Raw genomic sequence first — 16,578 nt, forward strand, 5'->3', positions numbered from 1 at the left:
GGAGAGATATGAACGCTTTGCTTGAATTGCTCAGGGCGAATAAACAAGGCCAGAGCAAAGGAATATATGCGGTTTGTTCGGCGCACCCTATGGTGCTTCAAGCGGCCATCCAACAGGCGAAAGCGGACAACTCCTTGCTGCTGATTGAGGCAACTGCCAATCAGGTCAATCAGGACGGTGGTTACACTGGTATGCAACCGTCTGATTTTATTAAATTCGTTAAAGAGATGGCGGCAGAGCAGGGCCTGCCAGAGCAGCAGTTATGTTTTGGCGGTGATCATTTAGGTCCGGTCTGCTGGACAGCACTGCCTGCCCCTGAGGCCATGGCTAAAGCGGAAACGCTGATTGCAGCTTATGTTCGTGCCGGTTTTGGCAAAATTCACCTCGACACCAGCATGCCCTGTGCTGATGATCTCATGCCGTTGCCGGATATGCTCATCGCCGGGCGTGCCGCCCGCTTGTGTCAGGTCGCCGAGCAGACTGCCAGCAGCATGGCTGAGCCAACAAGCCTGTGTTATGTCATCGGCACTGAAGTGCCGGCACCTGGTGGCGTGGCCACGCTGGAGCATGAACTGCAACCAACGCCGGTGGCCAATGTGGCGGAGACAATAACCCTGCATCAGCAGGCGTTTGCCACACTGGGGCTTGGCCCTGATGTCTGGCACAAAGTCATTGCTGTGGTGGTACAGCCCGGTGTTGAATTTGACAACACTCAGGTGCATGCCTTTGATGCGGTCGCAAGTACACAACTGGCTGATTTTATTGCCAAAGACCCACAACTGGTGTTTGAAGCCCATTCCACCGATTTCCAGCCGCCCAGCCGCTATCAGCAACTGGTGCAACAGCATTTTGCCATCCTCAAAGTCGGGCCGCAGCTGACCTTTGCGCTGCGCGAAGCCTTATTTGCGCTCTGTTATATCGAGCAGCAGCTGGTGGCGGTGGAACAGCAGTCGCATCTGATCGCCGTATCTGAGCGGGTGATGCAACTGCAGCCGCAGCACTGGCAACGGTTTTATCCGGGCAATGCCGTCGAGCAGCAACTGCTGCGGCAATACAGTTTCAGTGACCGTATCCGCTATTACTGGCAGCAGCCTGAGCTGCAACAGGCGGTCAGCCGCCTGCTGCAAAATCTCGGTACCGTGGCCATTCCGCTACCACTGCTCAGTCAGTTTATGCCGCTGCAATATCAGGCGCTGCTAAACGGCGAACTGAGTAGTGCGCCAGAAGCGTTACTGCAGCACCACATCGGTCTGGTGCTGAAGATGTATGCCAGCGCCTGTGGTCTGGCTGGAGATTGTCGCGTTGATGCACAGCGTGCAGAAGCCGCCTGAAAAGTAGTACAGGAGAGTGGCCGTGGGACTTTATAATTTATCGGATGATCGTTGGCTTGGTCTTGGCAGCAACGCGCTGCGTGAAGCCGCTGCAGAGTGGACAGCGCGTGAAATTGCGCAGCAGCCGATGCTGTGGCAGCAAATTGTCAGGCAAATTCAGGCAGATATTGCGCTGAATCATTATCTGCAGGCACAACTGGCGCAGCCGCGGCTGCGGATCATTCTGACTGGCGCCGGCACTTCGGCTTATATCGGTCAGGCGTTGTTACCACATCTGGCGTCGCATCTGGCAGCACAATCGCCGTTAAACACGCAGCGACTGGAGGCGATCAGCACCACAGATCTGGTCAGTAATCCGGCGCAATATTTCCATGCCGATCAGCCTACTTTATTGGTCAGTTTTGGTCGCTCCGGCAACAGCCCGGAAAGTTTAAAAGCGGTGCAGCTGGCCGATCAACTGCTGCCGGATTGCCGCCATCTGGTGATCACTTGTAATGCCGATGGCCAGCTGGCGCAATATGGCCGGCAACACCGGCAAAGTGCGGTGTTGCAGCTGCCGGACGCTTGTCATGACCGCAGTTTTGCCATGACCAGCAGCTTTACCGGTATGTACCTGGCAACCTTGTGGCTGTTTTGTCCGGATGCGGGGCAGCTGGAAAATACGGTCGCGGTGACTGAACAGCTGCTGGCACAAAGTTCTGCGATCCGCCATCAGGCCGAATTACCGGCCGAGCGCGTGGTGTTTGTTGGTTCCGGTGTGCTGGCCGGTATTGCCCGCGAAGCGGCGCTGAAATATCTGGAACTGACCGCCGGCCAAATCACCAGTTTTTATGAAAGCACGCTGGGTTTTCGCCATGGGCCGAAATCGGTGGTCAATGCGCAGACGCAGGTGTTTATCCTGCGCTCCAACGACGGCTACACGGCAAAATATGACATTGATTTATATGAAGAAGTGACGCGAGACCGCCGTGCGGCTTATACCACTTTATTACACGCCGACGGCTATAAAGGCGGTGACGCACTGTTGGATGCCTGGCTGGCGCTGCCGCTGATTGTCTATTGTCAGGCACTGGCGTTTTTTAAAGCGTTGCAGCTCGGCATTTCGCCGGATAATCCGTGCCCAACCGGTGAAGTGAACCGGGTGGTGCAGGGCGTGACGCTGTATCCATTTTCGCCAAGTGCAGACACGGAGTGAGCCAGATGATTTATGGCCTGGATATTGGTGGCACCAAAATCGAAATCGCTGTATTTGATGCACAGTTTGTGCTGGCCGAACGTTGGCGTGTACAGACACCAACCACTGACTACGACGAGTTCCTCGACACCGTCCATGCGCAGGTGGCGTTGGCAGATGCCAAATTTGCTGCCAAAGCGCCGCTTGGCATCGCTTTGCCCGGCGTGGTGGCGGCCGAAGGGCTGGTCATTTCGTCCAACGTGGCTTGTCTGAACCAGCAGCGGGTCGGCGTTGATCTGACCACACTGTTACAGCGACCGGTGGCGATCGGTAATGACTGCCGGTTATTCGTATTATCGGAAGCTTTATTGGGCGCGGGCCGCGGTTTCAGCCGGGTGTTTGGGGTTATTCTCGGCACTGGTGCTGGTGGCGGTTTGTGTGTCGATGGCGAGATTTATCAGGGCCGCCACCAGCTGGCCGGTGAGCTGGGGCATCAGTCGATTGCGGCCCGCGTGCTGATGCAATATCAATTGCCGCTGTATCGCTGTGGTTGCGGTCTGGAGGGGTGTGCCGAGACTTATATTTCCGGTACTGGCCTCGCGCGGCTGTACAGCCATTTCAGTCAGCAGGATCACAGCACTTATGACTGGTTACAGGCGCTGCGACGTGCCGAACCGGTGGCACAACATTGTTTTGCCTGTTATCTCGACGCACTTGGCGCTGCCCTGGCCGCACAAGTGCTGGCCTATGATCCGGATGTGCTGGTGATTGGTGGCGGTCTTTCTGACATCGATGAAATTTTCCAGGCCTTGCCGGCAGCGATTGGCCGGCATTTATTCAGTGGCGTGACGGTGCCGCCGGTGCGCCGGGCCGAATATGGTGCCGCCAGCGGCGAACGCGGTGCGGCTATTCTGGGCGCCCGGCTGGCAGGTTGAAGTGGCAGGATTAACTAGGGCATTACCGGGCCGCTGTTTTTGTGGCGGCAGGGTTAGCCAGCAGTTGACCAATGAATTCGGCCAGCGCTGGGCCGGCACTGAACATCAATAAATGTTCAGTGTCTGCCAATGTCAGATAACGGCCACCGCTGTTGTCGGCCAGTGATTTTCCCCAGTCCAGACCATCCTGGCGCCAGCGTTGCAGCTGCGCCTTGTCTTCAGTCGCCGCGGCGATCAGCGGTGCTTCAAAATCACCATCTATCACCGACACCGGTAAGCGGCTGTACAGCCAGGGGCTTTGGTTATACAACGCTAAATCGGCCTGATATTCCGCAATTTCAATGGCACGCGCCTGCTGGCGTGGCATGGACTGACGTGTCGCAAACACCTGTTGTACATAATCCCAGTCAGTCTGTGGTTGCAGCTGCGCCGGCACAATCTGCTGCAGATGGGCCAGTTCGGCGCTGAGTTTTTGCGCCGTGCGCTCATTCCAGGCGCCTCTGGCCAGTTTTGGCAACAAGGCATCGAGATTGGCGCGATACCAGTCGGCCGGGTATCCGTTATACAGCGCCTGCGCTGCGGGGGTGGGGACATCCGGGTCAATCAGCACCAGCCCTGCGAGCCATGTTGCCACAGCCGGATCATCGGCCAGCAGGCGCGCGGTGATACTGCTGCTGGCAAAGCTGACCAGCAAAAACTTTTTTGCCTGCAGCTGCGGCAGTACTTTGGCCAGATCGGTGGCGAATTTGCGGTACGATGGCCGGGCCGTGTCTGAACTGAAACCACTGCTTTGCCGGTCGACGGCATAAGTGCGGTACTGCTGTGCCAGCAATGGTTGCAGCAGCGCAAACCAGGCGCTGTCGGCATGAAAGTTCTGATTGGGCCCGGCGATCAACACAATAGCAGTGTCGACGTTTTGGTTTTTTAATCTATCTGGTTGCAGCAATCGCACATGTAAGGCGCCATCCGGCAGCGGATAGAGCCGGGAGCCGGCAGGCAACGCAGCCAGCGTCAGGCTGGCCAGCAGAGCAGAAAGTAACAACAGGTATTTCAGTATCAGACCGACCATCATGTGTTCTCACAGTACGACAATTGACGACAATGCCATCAGTGTCATAGTGCGGGTGCTCGCGATAACGGGCAAAGGGATAAGCAGGCGAGAATTTACCGCTTAGCGGTGTTGGCCAATCTTCGACATCACCTGCTCAAAGTGCGCATCGATTTTATCTTGTTCGCTATTGCCGCCGGCGCCACAGGCGACCAGCTTCATGCTGTGAATATCTTTGCGCAAATCAGCTCCGGGCGAGGCCAGCACACATTGTTTGCCAACGCGCACCAGCTGATTGCCGTTTGCCAGTGTTTCCAGCACATCGCCGGCAGGTCCGCTGCCGGGTTTTACTGCCGGCCGGCGCACTGCGCTGGATGGTGCGGTGGTTACAGATCTGGGGCTTGTTTCAGTTTTTGGGGCTGACAACGCCGCCAGTTCAGCCGCTGACAATTCCCGGCGCGCGGCCTGTTGCTGCACGCTGCTGAATACGGCAGAAAGATCAAGCGGCCGATCGGCTGGCGCGGCTCGGGTTGGGACTGGCGCTGTGCTGGTTTGGGCTGGGCTGGTTTCGGCTGGACTTATTTTTACCGGACTGATTTTGGCTGGGCTCATTTTTGCCGGACTGACGGCTGCTGGTGTGCGCATTGGTTCCGGCCGCTTTTGCGGTACCGGCGGCTGCACCGGCGCTGGTGTCGGGGCTGGCGGTTTGACTGCAGGTTCTGCTGCAGGCTGAATTGCTGGCACAACCGGTGGCGGACGCTGCGGCAGGCGTGTCACGGCAAATACCTGTAACGGCGCTGGCGGTATTGCGGGGGACCGGTAGACAAACTGCTGTTGCAGCACCAGCGCCGTTAGCGCCAGATGCCCCAGCAATGACCACAACATTAAGGCATTCAATGAGTTTAACTTGTTCAGCAACAACAGATTTCCTGGATCTTCACATCACCTGTAGCGCTGTCTGACCGGTGCGAAAGTCAGAGGTTCCATCACAACCAACAGATCAAGGCTGATACTGCAACAATAATGCCTGTCACCGGCAGACGACCCATTGTCGTAGCCGCGGCTAAGTCACAAATCGCGCGTAAAATTTCAATACGCTTTGGCTGGTCGTCCGCAATAATTTTTGTTAAAACAGAGCGAGCTGAAAAATACACCTTGTTAACATCAATCTGAGTGAGGTCGAAGGAATGCGAAAACACACATTGAAAAGACTGAATGTAACCAGAGTCGGCAAAGCGACAATAAGTGCAGTAGTTGGATTGGTGGTACTGGCCTTGCAGGCCTGCAGTGCACCGCAAACCTATCGCAGCCTGACTATTGATGGCAGTAACGCAGCATCGACAGAACAAAGTGTACAGCGCATTGTGCGCAGTATGCCGCAATCACAACAAGCTGAATTCTTATTGGCGCTGGTGAAAATTCAGGTACACTCCGGCCAGCAGCAGGCGGCGGCGTTATTACACAGCGATACTGCCATGCAGCATGTTAATTATCAGTTTCTTGGCCAGCAAACCCATGGTCTGACCTATCTGCAAGTCATTGAGCAGGCGAAAAGACTACAATAAAACTCGGACAGGCGCGGCTGATCCGGCTGTCAGAAAAAACTCTACAATGAAATAAGTGCGCTTTCTGCTGTATCTTGATGCATGACTAAAGGCGCGATGAACATCCCAGCGGTGCTCCGGATGATGTGGCACCGTGAGGTCTGCGTTATGATGTTGCAACAACGATTTTGCTGACTGCACACGACACTGGCAGTCAGAACGCTATAGCAGCACAGACGGAGGTGAGCGTGTCAGATCAGATTTATTGGATTTGTGAGCCATGCCCGGCGGCTGATGAGGCCGGCATGGCGCAAGATGGTCTGCCGCGACTGCCTGCCGGCTGGACGCTGCTTCGGCTGAATACGGCACAGGCGCTGCACTCCCAGCCGACCCCGACCTTACTGATTGTCGACCAGCTGCAACAGCAAGCTGTCGCTGAACTTGCTGCGCTCGGCAAGCGCAGTATTCGCGTGCTGACGGTGCCGGATTGTCAGGATGAACAACTGCTGCCGTATATTGCTGATTTTCATCTGTTTTATCCGCAACCGCTGCAACCACAGGCACTACAGCAGCTGATACAGATTGCACAGGCACTGGCGGCGTTAAAGCTGCCACCTGTCTGTCATCAGCAATTGCTGGCCTGTACGCATTTACCGGTGATCCCACCGGTGATCCAACAACTCCAACAATTATTACTGGATCCGGATGTGCGGATTGACCGGTTGGCGGAGGTGATCGAGCAGGATCTGGTGCTCAGTGCGCGCTTGTTACAGCTGGCGAACTCGGCTTATATGGGATTTAACCACGACACAGCGTCCGTGCAGATGGCGATCAGCCGGCTTGGCTTAAGTCTGTTATACGGCTTGTTACTGGCGCTCAGTGTCGCCCCGGCCTTGGCTGGCGATCGCCTGAAGACCGACAGCGAATTGGCATCGTTGCAATTGGCCAGCAGCTGTCGTCAGGTCGGGCAGTGGCTTGGCCTCGATAACGCTGCGCTGGAGCAAGTCGTCGTTGCGGCTTTATTTCATCAGCTTGGTCTGGCGTTATTACAGGGGGCGACCGGCGATATCAGTGCCATCGACCCGGCCCAGGCGGGTGCTTTTATGCTGACGTTATGGGGTTTTGCCCCTGGACTTGCCGATCTGCTGCTACAACAGCAGCAACTGGCCAGTTGTGCTGAGAAGCCAGCCGCACTCTGCCTGTATCTGGCCCGCCAGCGCCAAACTGCTACAGCGCTGGACGCCGAGCTGGAGGCTGTGCTGATTGCGCGTGGACTCAGAGCCTATTGGCCTGCTGCGCCTGTGAATCTGGCTGGAGGCTGAGCTGGATTTGTCAGAGCTGAGCCCGGCCGAACGCGGTGTGTTACAAACCGATCCCTGGTTTGGCGGTTTTTCCGAAGCTCAACAACAGCAGCTGCTGCAACAAGGCCGGCGCCGGACGCTGAGTGCGGGTCAGCCGCTGTTTTGCCGGGGCGCGCCATTCTGCGGTATTTATGTGGTGCTGCAGGGACAGTTGCTCATTTCTGGCTTACATCAATCTGGCCAACAAGCGTTGCTGACACTACTGACGCCTGGGCAGTGGCTGGGTGAAATCGCCTGGTTTGATCAAATGCCGCGCACCCATGATGTGCAGGCACTGACCGACAGTCAGCTGCTGCAATTTCCCAAAGCAGCACTGCAGCAGCTGGTGCAACAAGACCCGCTGTGGTGGCAGCGTTTTGGCCAGCTGTTAACGGTGAAACTTCGTCTGTTGTTTGTGGAGCTGGAAGATCGGGCGCTGTTACCAGCGTTGCAACGGCTGGCGCGGCGATTATGTCAGCTCAGCCATGATCAGCAGCTGCAGATCCCGCTGCAACAGGAACAACTGGGCCAGTTGTTATCGTTATCGCGCCAGACCACTAATCAGCTGTTGCGCCAGCTGGCACAGGCCGGATTGCTGCAAACCAGTTACGGTACCATCGAAGTGCTGAACCGGCCGGCGCTGGTACAGCTGGCACAACAGGGTACTTTGTTGACCTGATCTGCTGTGGCTCCCAAGTTGCAAATTGTCGGGTACCTGACAGAATCCAGCAGAACCCGATCGTACATTGCTAGGGCGTGTTGACGTTTGGTGATTAAGTTTTGTTCGTTTCGGCCACCGCGTGGTGGTGGCGTTTTGGGCGCGAAACGAGGCGCGTAGCATAGTGATTCTATGTGAGCAACGAGTGAAGCTACCGCTCCTGCTCTCGCCCCTGACCTGCATCCATGCAGGCCACAAAGCCCAAAGCGCCACCAAACGAACCCTTCGGGCAGCGTTTGGCAGCTCTTTCTGCGGCGTTAGTGCTCGTTTGTGTAGAATAACACACTGGGTACCACGTACGACGCTCGCACTGCCTTGCATAAGCCGGCCACCGCGTGGTGCCAAACTGCTGCAAAAACAAACACCAAACGTCAACACGCCCTAGTTTCATTGAGAAAAATAAGGAAAAAAAGATGCGGACTCTAACAGAACAACTCAGTTTATATGCGCGTTACCATCGCGATCCGCGGAATATTCAGACGCACTTTGCCGGCATCCCATTGATTGTGATCAGTGTGTTTGGCATGTTGTCATTTCCGGTATTTGGCACAGCAATCAGTGCAGCGCTGCTGTTGTTTGTGCTGAGTAACCTGTATTACCTGGTGCTCGATCTGAAATTTGGTATGCTGATGCTGGCCTTCAGCGGTTTATGTTATGCGCTGTCACAACAACTGGTGTTATGGGCCGGGGCACAATGGTTGTGGGCGTCGGTGGCTGTGTTTGTCATCGGTTGGGTATTGCAGTTTATTGGTCATTACTTTGAGGGCAAAAAACCGGCATTTGTCGATGATCTGATGGGCCTGCTGATTGGTCCGCTGTTTATTGTGGCGGAATGGGCCTTCATGGCCGGTTTTGCCAAAGCGTTACAACAACAAATTGAAGCAGACGCCGGGCCGGTACAACGCCGCTCTTAAAGTGGGATCAAGCCCTGCACAGGCAGGGCTTGATGCTAAATGATGCTTAGAGACTGCCTAACAGCGTGTGGTAAAACAGCACTGCTTTGTGCAGATTGTCCTGGCTGATACGTTCATTGTTGCCATGAAAACCACCGAGTTCTGCTGACGTCAGCAGCATCGGGTTAAAGCGGTAACTGTCTTTGGCGACGGTTTCATACATCCGGCTGTCAGTACCGCCGATGGTGAGACCTGAAACCACAATCATCTCTGTCGGCGCGCCGCCGGACTGGGCAGCATAAGCGCGCTGTGCAGCGGCACCGATGCTGGCAAAACCCACTGCCTGTTTATCGGATACTCTGGATGCTGCCATCCCCTGTACCACACTGAGTTCCACCCGCGGATCTGCAATCACCTCAGTGGCGTGCGCCAGCACCGCATCCACATTGTCACGCGGATGCAGGCGGAAATTGACAATAGCGCTGGCTTGTTGCGGCAACACATTGGCTTTAATACTGCCGGTCAGCATAGTTGGTGCCGTGGTCGTTCTGAGCATGGCATTGGCAGTCGGAATTTTACTGAGCTGATGTTCCAGCAGCGGGCCAAACAACCAGCGGTTCGCCAGCAACATCCGTTCTAACCAGGCCATATGCGGCCCCAGTTGGTCATAAAAGTCGGCAGTCAGGCCATCGATCCCACCGGCAACCGGTTGATCGGTCAGCCGGGTCAAGGCGCGGGCCAGAATACTGACCGCCGTTTCCGCCGGCGGCATCGAACTGTGGCCACCCGGACTTTGTACCGTTAACTGCAGATTCAAAAAGCCTTTCTCGGCGACATTAATACTGGCGACATCGGCGGCTACACCCGGCACCATCTGACGCAGGACAAATGATCCTTCATCCAGCGACCAGGCCAGGTTGATCTGACGCTGCTGCAGCAAAGTACTGACCGCCGCCGCACCTTCAATACTGCCGATCTCTTCGTCGTGCGTCAGCGCCAGATAAACATCATGTGGTGGCTGAAAGCCTTGCTGCAGTAATAAGGTGATTGCTTCGAGCATCGAGACGGCGGCGCCTTTGTCGTCCATCGCGCCGCGACCCCAGACAAATCCGTCGGCAATAGCGCCGGAAAAGGGCGCTTGTTGCCACAGTTTTTCAGTGCCCGGCGTGACCGGCACCACATCATAATGGGCGGATAACAGCACGGCCGCTTTATTGCTGTCCTGACCTTTCCAGCGATACAACAGGGTCAGTTCATTGACCGGCGTCAGCTCCAGTTGTTGGTGCAGCAGCGGGTAAGTTTGCTGCAGCCACTGAATAAAGTTGCGGAATTTTGCTGCGTCGCGTTTGGCACTGTTGTCGTAGGAGATAGTCTGAAAGCGGATCGCTTCCGACAAATGCTGGCTGACGGTTGCCACATCGACATCCAGCGTGACCGGCTCTGCCGGTACCGGTGCCGCCGGGCTGAAACTCAACGTTCTCACTGTCAGCACCGCCATTAACAACAGTAGGCTGACCGCTGCTATCCAAATCATTTTTTTTAGCATCAGAAGTTCCCGGAATGTCTGTTTTCGTGCTTTTTACTGTTCATTCGCTGCAGATGGCCAGTATTTATCCATTATATCTGCATGATTGAATGTAAGGTTTTCATGCGGGTAACACCAGTTTTTTCCGGTTGTTTGTCGCTGAAAAATGGACATCCACTGTGACTCTGCTAGTTTCAAAAGTCAGGGGTCAGTGAAGACGGCCGCACAGGGATCCGCGGAGAGTACCAGTCACATGTTGCAGTTTCACAAGGTTTCAGGTGGGGGAGGCAGCCCCCGGGAGATGACAGGCTGGCCGCTGTGGCTGGCCAGTATTTTATGCGGTACTGGCGTGGTGCTCAGTTTGCTGTACGTGAACTGGCTGGATCAGCAGAACCAACAACGTACGCTGACGGCGCTGACCGAAGTCGCCCGGCAGGCTGTTGAACACAGTAAAGACCGGCTGTGGCGTTATCAATATGGCCTGCGTGGTGTGCGCGGGCATGTGTTGACCGCAGGTACGGCGCTCAGTCAACAAAGCTTTGCCCGCTATAGCCAAAGCCGTGATTTGCCGGTCGAATTTCCGGGCGCCCATGGCTTTGGTTATATCCACCGGGTTGCGCCTGATCATTTATCAGCTTTTCTGGCGCAGGCGCGCCAGAGCGGTTCCGCCGATTTTAAACTGACTGCACTTGCCGCCCATCCGCACGAGCATTTCATCATTCAATACATTGAACCGCTGGCGCGTAATCGTGCCGCCGTCGGGCTGGATATCAGTTCCGAACCACGCCGTTATGCCGCCGCGCTGGCTGCGATGCAAAGCGGGGAGCCTCGTCTGACCGGGCCTGTCACGCTGGTGCAGGCCAGTGGCCGGCCATTACAGGCGTTTCTGATGTTGTTGCCGGTCTATCGCGACTGGCTGACGCCGGATTCAGTGGCACAGCGTCAGTTGTTGCTGCAGGGCTGGAGTTATGCGCCGCTCATCGCTGGCGAAGTGTTGCAGGATTTATTGCCACAAAACCCCGGAGTGCACCTGCAGATGACTGATATCACTGGCGATCCGACGGTGTTTTTCCAGTCAGATCTGGAGATGCCGTCACCGCAGACCATGACGGGCGAAGTGATCCTGCAAGCGTCGGTCTTCGGCCGCCAGTGGCAATGGACTTTGCGATCAGACCCGATGTATGTACAAAGCCTCGGATTGCCGTCGCCACGCTTGCATGGATTGCTTGGCTTGCTGCTGACCTTATTGCTGACGCTGAGTGCCAGCATGGGCATGCGGATTTATCTGTCACGGCAGCAATTTAACGATCAGCGCAGCCGGCTGGCGGCGATTGTGCGCAGCTCAAATGATGCCATTATCGGTAAAGATCTACAGGGCGTAGTGACCAGTTGGAATCAGGGCGCTGAGCAGATGTTTGGCTGGGCTGCTGACGAAGCGGTCGGACAGCCGCTGACTGCATTGATCATTCCGCCGGAACTGAGTTATCAGGAGCTGCAGATCCTGCAGCAGCTTCAAAACGGCGACAGTGTGAAGCAATTTGTCACGCAGCGCCGGCATAAATCCGGAACACTGCTGGACGTGCTGGTGAATGTGTCACCGGTGTTTGACGAGAAAGGCCGGATCATCGCCGCGGCAAAAACAGTGCGGGATATCGGCGAGCTGGTGGCGAGCCGGCGTCAGCTTGATCAGGCGCTGCGTCAGCATAAGACTCTGCTGGAAACCATCAATGCGCAGTTTTTGTATGTGGAAACCGATCCGTCCGGCCGCATACTCGACGTCAATCCGGTGTTTTGCCAAAGCCTTGGTTATAGCCGCCAGCAGCTGATCGGACAGACCCATCAGCTGGTTAATGCCGGGGTCCATCCGCCCCTGTTCTGGCAAGCGCTCTGGCAGCAAATCGGTCAACAGCAGGCCTGGCGTGGTGAGATCTGTAACCGGCATCAGAGCGGGCAACTGCGCTGGTACGATACGGTGATCATGCCGCTGCGCAATGCAGCGGGGCTGACTGAGCGTTATATTGCCTTATCCAGTGATATCACGGCGCGCAAACAGGCCGAAGCCCACCGCGCCGAGTTACATCAGTTGATTGATACTGTATTAAGCGCCGCCTCAGAAGTGGCTATCATCAGTCTGGACCGTCACGGTCAGGTGCAGTTGTTTAACCGTGGCGCCGAACTGATGTTGGGCTTTGAAGCCTCGGCGATGGCAGGCCGGGCGCCGTTAACCGCCTTGCTCAGTCCGACCGAGCTGGCGCTGCGGGCGCGCGAATTAGGGCTCAGTGGTGACACGCAGGCCGATATGCTGGCGCATCTGGCACGCACCGGGACCCCAGAGACCTGGCGCAGCGCGCTGATTTGTCAGGATGGCAGTACTGTACCGGTATTACTGACGCTGACCGCGATCCGCGATACCAGTTGTGAATTACTCGGCTTTTTGCTGATCGCGCTGGATTTCAGTGAGCAACTGCAATCAGAGCTGGATTTGACCATGTTACGGGATCAGCTCAGCATTGCGGCGGATGTGGCACTGCTCGGCGTCTGGACCTGGCATCCGGACAACAATGAGCTGTGGTGGAATGGCCGGATGTTTGATATTTATCAGCAGGATCCGCAGCTGGCGCAGGGTGGCCTGAACTATCAGCACTGGCGCGAACGTGTCCATCCGGACGATTTGGTCGCGACCGAAGCCCGGCTACAGCAAGCGTTGGATGGTGTACGGCTGTACGATCCGGTGTTTCGTATTGTGACGCCGGATCACGGCGTCAGGTACATTCTGGGCGGCGCCACCGTGGAGCGTAAAGCGGATGGCAGCCCATGGCGGATGACCGGCATCAATCTGGACATTACGGCGCAGCGCGAGCTGGAACTGGAGCTGCGCCAGGCCAAAGAGCAGGCAGATGCTGCTAATCAGGCGAAAACACAGTTCCTTGCCAACATGAGCCATGAGATCCGCACGCCGCTCAATGCGGTGCTCGGCATGCTGCAGTTGTTACAGCAAACTGCGCTCAGCGATTTACAGGCCGACTATGCCAGTAAATCGCAAATTGCCGCGACTGCCCTGTTGAGCTTGCTGAACAATATTCTCGATTTTTCCAAAATTGATGCCGGCCGGCTCGAGCTGGACCCGGCGCCGTTGCCGCTGGCGGCGTTTTTCCATGACGTGGCTGTATTGCTGGGCGCGACGCATCAGAATCCACATGTGGAATTATTGCTGGATCTGGCACCAGATCTGCCGGCGGTTGTGCTGGCCGACCGGTTACGCCTGCAACAGGTACTGGTCAATCTGGGCGGTAATGCACTGAAGTTTACCCAACAGGGTTATGTCCAGCTGCGCGTCCGCCGCCTGGAAGGAACTTCCGACCGGGTCCGGCTGGCTTTTAGCATCGAAGACAGTGGGATCGGCATCTCCTTGGCACAGCAGCAACGTCTGTTCAGCGCATTTAGCCAGGCGGAAGCCTCCACTAGCCGGCGTTTTGGCGGCACCGGGTTGGGTCTGGTGATCTGTCAGCGCTTGCTGGCGCTGATGTCGGCAGAGCTGCAGCTGCGGAGTGATCCGGGGCAGGGCAGTTGTTTCAGTTTTGTCCTCGACTTACCGGTGCAGGACGCACAGCAGATGTTGCCCCCATCTGCACTGGCAAATTTGCGCGTGCTGGTAGTCGACGATCAACCGCTGGTGCGACAAAGTCTGGTGGCCAGCCTGCAGCAGCTGGGCTGCGAGGCGACAGCAGTCGGCGATGGTGAGACCGCATTGCAGCAGGTCCAACAGGCACAGGATACAGACTCACCGTTTCAGCTGGTCTTGCTGGACTGGCGTATGCCGGGCATGGACGGCCTGCAAACTGCCCGCAGTATTTTGCAGCAAAGCAGTCAAGGCACACCGCCGTTACTGATGATGGTGACCGCATTTGAAAGCGAAGTGTTGCAACAGCTGGCCCGGCAAAGTGACCAGCCCGTGCTGGATGTGCTGATTAAACCAGTCACGCCGCAACAACTGCATCAGCGGTTGCAAAAGGTACTACAACCCGGGTTAAAACCGCAGACAGTGTCAGCGACCGTGGCGATGAAGCCGCTGCAGGGCTTGTCGTTGCTGGTGGTTGAAGACAATGCACTGAATCGTCAGGTTGCCGAGCAGTTGTTGCTGTCAGCCGGTGCCCGCGTCACGCTGGCTGTCGATGGTTTTATGGCGGTGGCGCTGGTGCAGCAGCAAACTTTTGATTTGGTGTTGATGGATTTACAAATGCCTGGAATGGATGGGTTGGCGGCAACCCGGCGGATCCGTCAGCGCTTTGATGCGGCCCAGTTGCCGATTGTGGCAATGACTGCAAATGCGACCGCAGATGATCAGGTAGCCTGTCAGGCCGCTGGCATGAATGCGCATATTGCCAAGCCGATTGATCTGAAAACCTTGTGTCCGCAATTACTGGCGCTGTGTCAGCACCGGCAAATGCTGCCACTGGCCGCACCGCAGCCGGTATCGGCGCCCGATGCGGATACAGCACAAACCCTGTTACAACCCCTGGCGCAGATGCTGCAGCGTTTTGGTCAGAATGCCGGCTTGTTGCAGCAAGCCTGGGCCCAGTTCCCGCAGGAATGGCAGCAACAACGTCAGCAATACGAAGCGGCGACCAGCCATGACGGCCGTCATGCTGTGCTGCATACCTTACAAGGCGTGGCGGCGACTTTGGGAGCCGTGCATTTGGCGGCGGTACTGCGTACTGCCGGTCAGACACTGCAACAAGGGCTGACGCCGGATCTGACTGAAATTGCTGCGCTGGTGACGCAAAGCCTGCAACAGTTTACTGAGGTCATTCAGCCGCAGTTGTCAGCGCTTGTCACTGCGGCTTTGCGGCAATCAGGGAACCGGCCAGCATCGGAGCAGTCTGAACAGCCGGAGGTGGCTGATTTGGTGGCGCAATTGCAGCTGGCGCTGACCCAGCAACATTTAACCGCGCTTGATTTAGCAGCTCGTCTGGCGGCGATGGATCCCGCTTTTGCCGTGTTGTCGGCCCAGGTTGAACAACTTAATTTCACTGCAGCCCTGTTTACTTTGCAGCAACTGACATTGTCGCAACAAGAGCTGCAATCACCAACAAGGAAGGTTCATTGATGTCGCATTACACGCAATGGTATGCCACACCGGGCGGTCAGCCCCGTTTGTTATTGGTCGACGATCACCAGCTGAATATCCGCGTGATGTATGAAATGTTCCGTCACGAATTTGATGTATTTATTGCGCTGAATGGTGAGCAGGCGCTGGAGAAGTGTTATGAGCTGCATCCGGATCTGATCCTGCTGGACGTCGTGATGCCGCGCATGGATGGTTATGAAGTGTGCCGCCGGTTAAAAGCTGACCCGGAACTGGCGGATATTCCGGTGATTTTTATCACTTCACATTTTGATGAAGCGGACGAAGTGCGGGGGTTTGAACTGGGCGCTGTAGATTTTATCCACAAACCGGTTAACCCCATAATTACCAAAGCCCGGGTGAAAACTCAGCTGCAATTGAAACAACAGGCTGATTTACTGCGGACAATTTCGCAGGTTGACGGCCTGACCGGGATCGCCAACCGCCGGCGTTTTGATCAGCAACTGGAACTGGACTGGCGCAGCTGTTGCCGGACGCAGGAGCCATTGTCGCTGCTGATGCTGGATATCGATTATTTCAAACAATATAACGATGAATTTGGTCATCTGGCTGGCGACGAATGTCTGCGTCAGGTCGCCAAAACGATGCAACAGGCTATGGGCCGGCCCTACGACTTACTGGCGCGTTTTGGTGGCGAAGAGTTTGCGGTGTTATTGCCGCGCACCGATCTGACCGGCGCGCAGTATCTGGCACAGAATATGTTACAAAAAATCGTCCAGCTGGCACTACCGCATCCGTTGACGCCGGGCGGCATCATCACGCTGAGTGCAGGGCTGTCCAGTACCGTGCCGCAAGAGCAGAATCAGCCGCGGCAGTTGCTGCAACAGGCTGACCAATTGTTGTACAAAGCCAAACAACAGGGCCGGGCTCAGCTGCAGTCCAGCCACTGGGCTGGGGTTTAACACCGCACCAACTGACTTATTT

The 16,578-nt window shown here is 56.2% G+C and carries 12 protein-coding genes; 9 read left to right on the top strand and 3 right to left on the bottom strand.

Features of this window, described 5'->3' with window-relative positions; genetic code table 11:
- Positions 1 to 8: 8 nt before the first annotated feature.
- From ATY27_RS09325 to ATY27_RS09335, 3 genes are read left to right on the top strand one after another with little or no spacing between them, the layout of a single operon-like run.
- Complete coding sequence (locus ATY27_RS09325; RefSeq protein ID WP_208933250.1) at positions 9 to 1,331, top strand: D-tagatose-bisphosphate aldolase, class II, non-catalytic subunit; 1,323 nt, start codon at positions 9 to 11, stop codon at positions 1,329 to 1,331.
- A 22-nt stretch (positions 1,332 to 1,353) separates the two neighbouring features.
- A complete protein-coding gene (locus tag ATY27_RS09330) occupies positions 1,354 to 2,526 on the top strand; it encodes an SIS domain-containing protein (protein WP_244151423.1) in 1,173 nt (390 codons plus the stop codon).
- A 5-nt stretch (positions 2,527 to 2,531) separates the two neighbouring features.
- Positions 2,532 to 3,440, top strand: a complete 909-nt coding sequence (locus ATY27_RS09335) for an ROK family protein (protein WP_208933251.1) — start codon at positions 2,532 to 2,534, stop codon at positions 3,438 to 3,440.
- A gap of 22 nt (positions 3,441 to 3,462) precedes the next feature.
- Here the strand turns inward: ATY27_RS09335 and ATY27_RS09340 are convergent, their stop codons facing one another.
- Both ATY27_RS09340 and ATY27_RS09345 read right to left on the bottom strand, forming a co-directional pair.
- Complete coding sequence (locus tag ATY27_RS09340) at positions 3,463 to 4,512, bottom strand: alpha/beta fold hydrolase (protein ID WP_208933252.1); 1,050 nt, start codon at positions 4,510 to 4,512, stop codon at positions 3,463 to 3,465.
- A gap of 99 nt (positions 4,513 to 4,611) precedes the next feature.
- Entirely contained in the window at positions 4,612 to 5,406 is a 795-nt protein-coding gene (locus tag ATY27_RS09345) for a hypothetical protein (RefSeq protein WP_208933253.1), read from the bottom strand.
- A 269-nt stretch (positions 5,407 to 5,675) separates the two neighbouring features.
- Here ATY27_RS09345 and ATY27_RS09350 point away from each other — a divergent pair, with 269 nt between their 5' ends.
- The 4 genes from ATY27_RS09350 (at position 5,676) to ATY27_RS09365 (ending at position 9,004) form a co-directional block, all read left to right on the top strand.
- Positions 5,676 to 6,053, top strand: a complete 378-nt coding sequence (locus tag ATY27_RS09350; RefSeq protein WP_208933254.1) for a DUF6694 family lipoprotein — start codon at positions 5,676 to 5,678, stop codon at positions 6,051 to 6,053.
- Positions 6,054 to 6,280: 227 nt separating this feature from the next.
- Positions 6,281 to 7,354 (top strand): HDOD domain-containing protein, encoded by a 1,074-nt coding sequence (locus tag ATY27_RS09355; protein WP_208933255.1) that lies wholly within the window; start codon positions 6,281 to 6,283, stop codon positions 7,352 to 7,354.
- Positions 7,355 to 7,361: 7 nt separating this feature from the next.
- Positions 7,362 to 8,051, top strand: coding sequence for a Crp/Fnr family transcriptional regulator (locus ATY27_RS09360; protein ID WP_244151424.1), 690 nt, complete (start codon positions 7,362 to 7,364; stop codon positions 8,049 to 8,051).
- 452 nt (positions 8,052 to 8,503) lie between these two features.
- The gene (locus ATY27_RS09365; protein ID WP_208933256.1) at positions 8,504 to 9,004 is read left to right on the top strand and encodes an Mpo1-like protein; all 501 of its coding nucleotides are present in this window, start codon (positions 8,504 to 8,506) and stop codon (positions 9,002 to 9,004) included.
- 46 nt (positions 9,005 to 9,050) lie between these two features.
- Here ATY27_RS09365 and ATY27_RS09370 read toward each other — a convergent pair whose 3' ends face one another.
- Positions 9,051 to 10,529 (bottom strand): M20 family peptidase, encoded by a 1,479-nt coding sequence (locus ATY27_RS09370; protein WP_208933257.1) that lies wholly within the window; start codon positions 10,527 to 10,529, stop codon positions 9,051 to 9,053.
- 280 nt (positions 10,530 to 10,809) lie between these two features.
- Here ATY27_RS09370 and ATY27_RS09375 point away from each other — a divergent pair, with 280 nt between their 5' ends.
- Together ATY27_RS09375 and ATY27_RS09380 are read left to right on the top strand one after the other, a co-directional pair.
- Complete coding sequence (locus ATY27_RS09375; RefSeq protein WP_208933258.1) at positions 10,810 to 15,615, top strand: PAS domain S-box protein; 4,806 nt, start codon at positions 10,810 to 10,812, stop codon at positions 15,613 to 15,615.
- Complete coding sequence (locus tag ATY27_RS09380) at positions 15,615 to 16,556, top strand: diguanylate cyclase (RefSeq protein ID WP_208933259.1); 942 nt, start codon at positions 15,615 to 15,617, stop codon at positions 16,554 to 16,556. The genes ATY27_RS09375 and ATY27_RS09380 overlap by 1 nt, the downstream gene beginning before the upstream one ends.
- Positions 16,557 to 16,578 lie beyond the last annotated feature (22 nt).

The sequence above is a fragment of the Rheinheimera sp. F8 genome (genome assembly GCF_001518915.1).

Excerpts from the sequence above, each read along its gene's own strand:
- ATY27_RS09340 (WP_208933252.1), bottom strand. The coding sequence starts at position 4,512 with ATGATGGTCGGTCTGATACTGAAATACCTGTTGTTACTTTCTGCTCTG.
- ATY27_RS09375 (WP_208933258.1), top strand. The coding sequence starts at position 10,810 with ATGACAGGCTGGCCGCTGTGGCTGGCCAGTATTTTATGCGGTACTGGC.
- ATY27_RS09365 (WP_208933256.1), top strand. The coding sequence starts at position 8,504 with ATGCGGACTCTAACAGAACAACTCAGTTTATATGCGCGTTACCATCGC.
- ATY27_RS09325 (WP_208933250.1), top strand. The coding sequence starts at position 9 with ATGAACGCTTTGCTTGAATTGCTCAGGGCGAATAAACAAGGCCAGAGC.
- ATY27_RS09350 (WP_208933254.1), top strand. The coding sequence starts at position 5,676 with ATGCGAAAACACACATTGAAAAGACTGAATGTAACCAGAGTCGGCAAA.
- ATY27_RS09370 (WP_208933257.1), bottom strand. The coding sequence starts at position 10,529 with ATGCTAAAAAAAATGATTTGGATAGCAGCGGTCAGCCTACTGTTGTTA.
- ATY27_RS09380 (WP_208933259.1), top strand. The coding sequence starts at position 15,615 with ATGTCGCATTACACGCAATGGTATGCCACACCGGGCGGTCAGCCCCGT.
- ATY27_RS09335 (WP_208933251.1), top strand. The coding sequence starts at position 2,532 with ATGATTTATGGCCTGGATATTGGTGGCACCAAAATCGAAATCGCTGTA.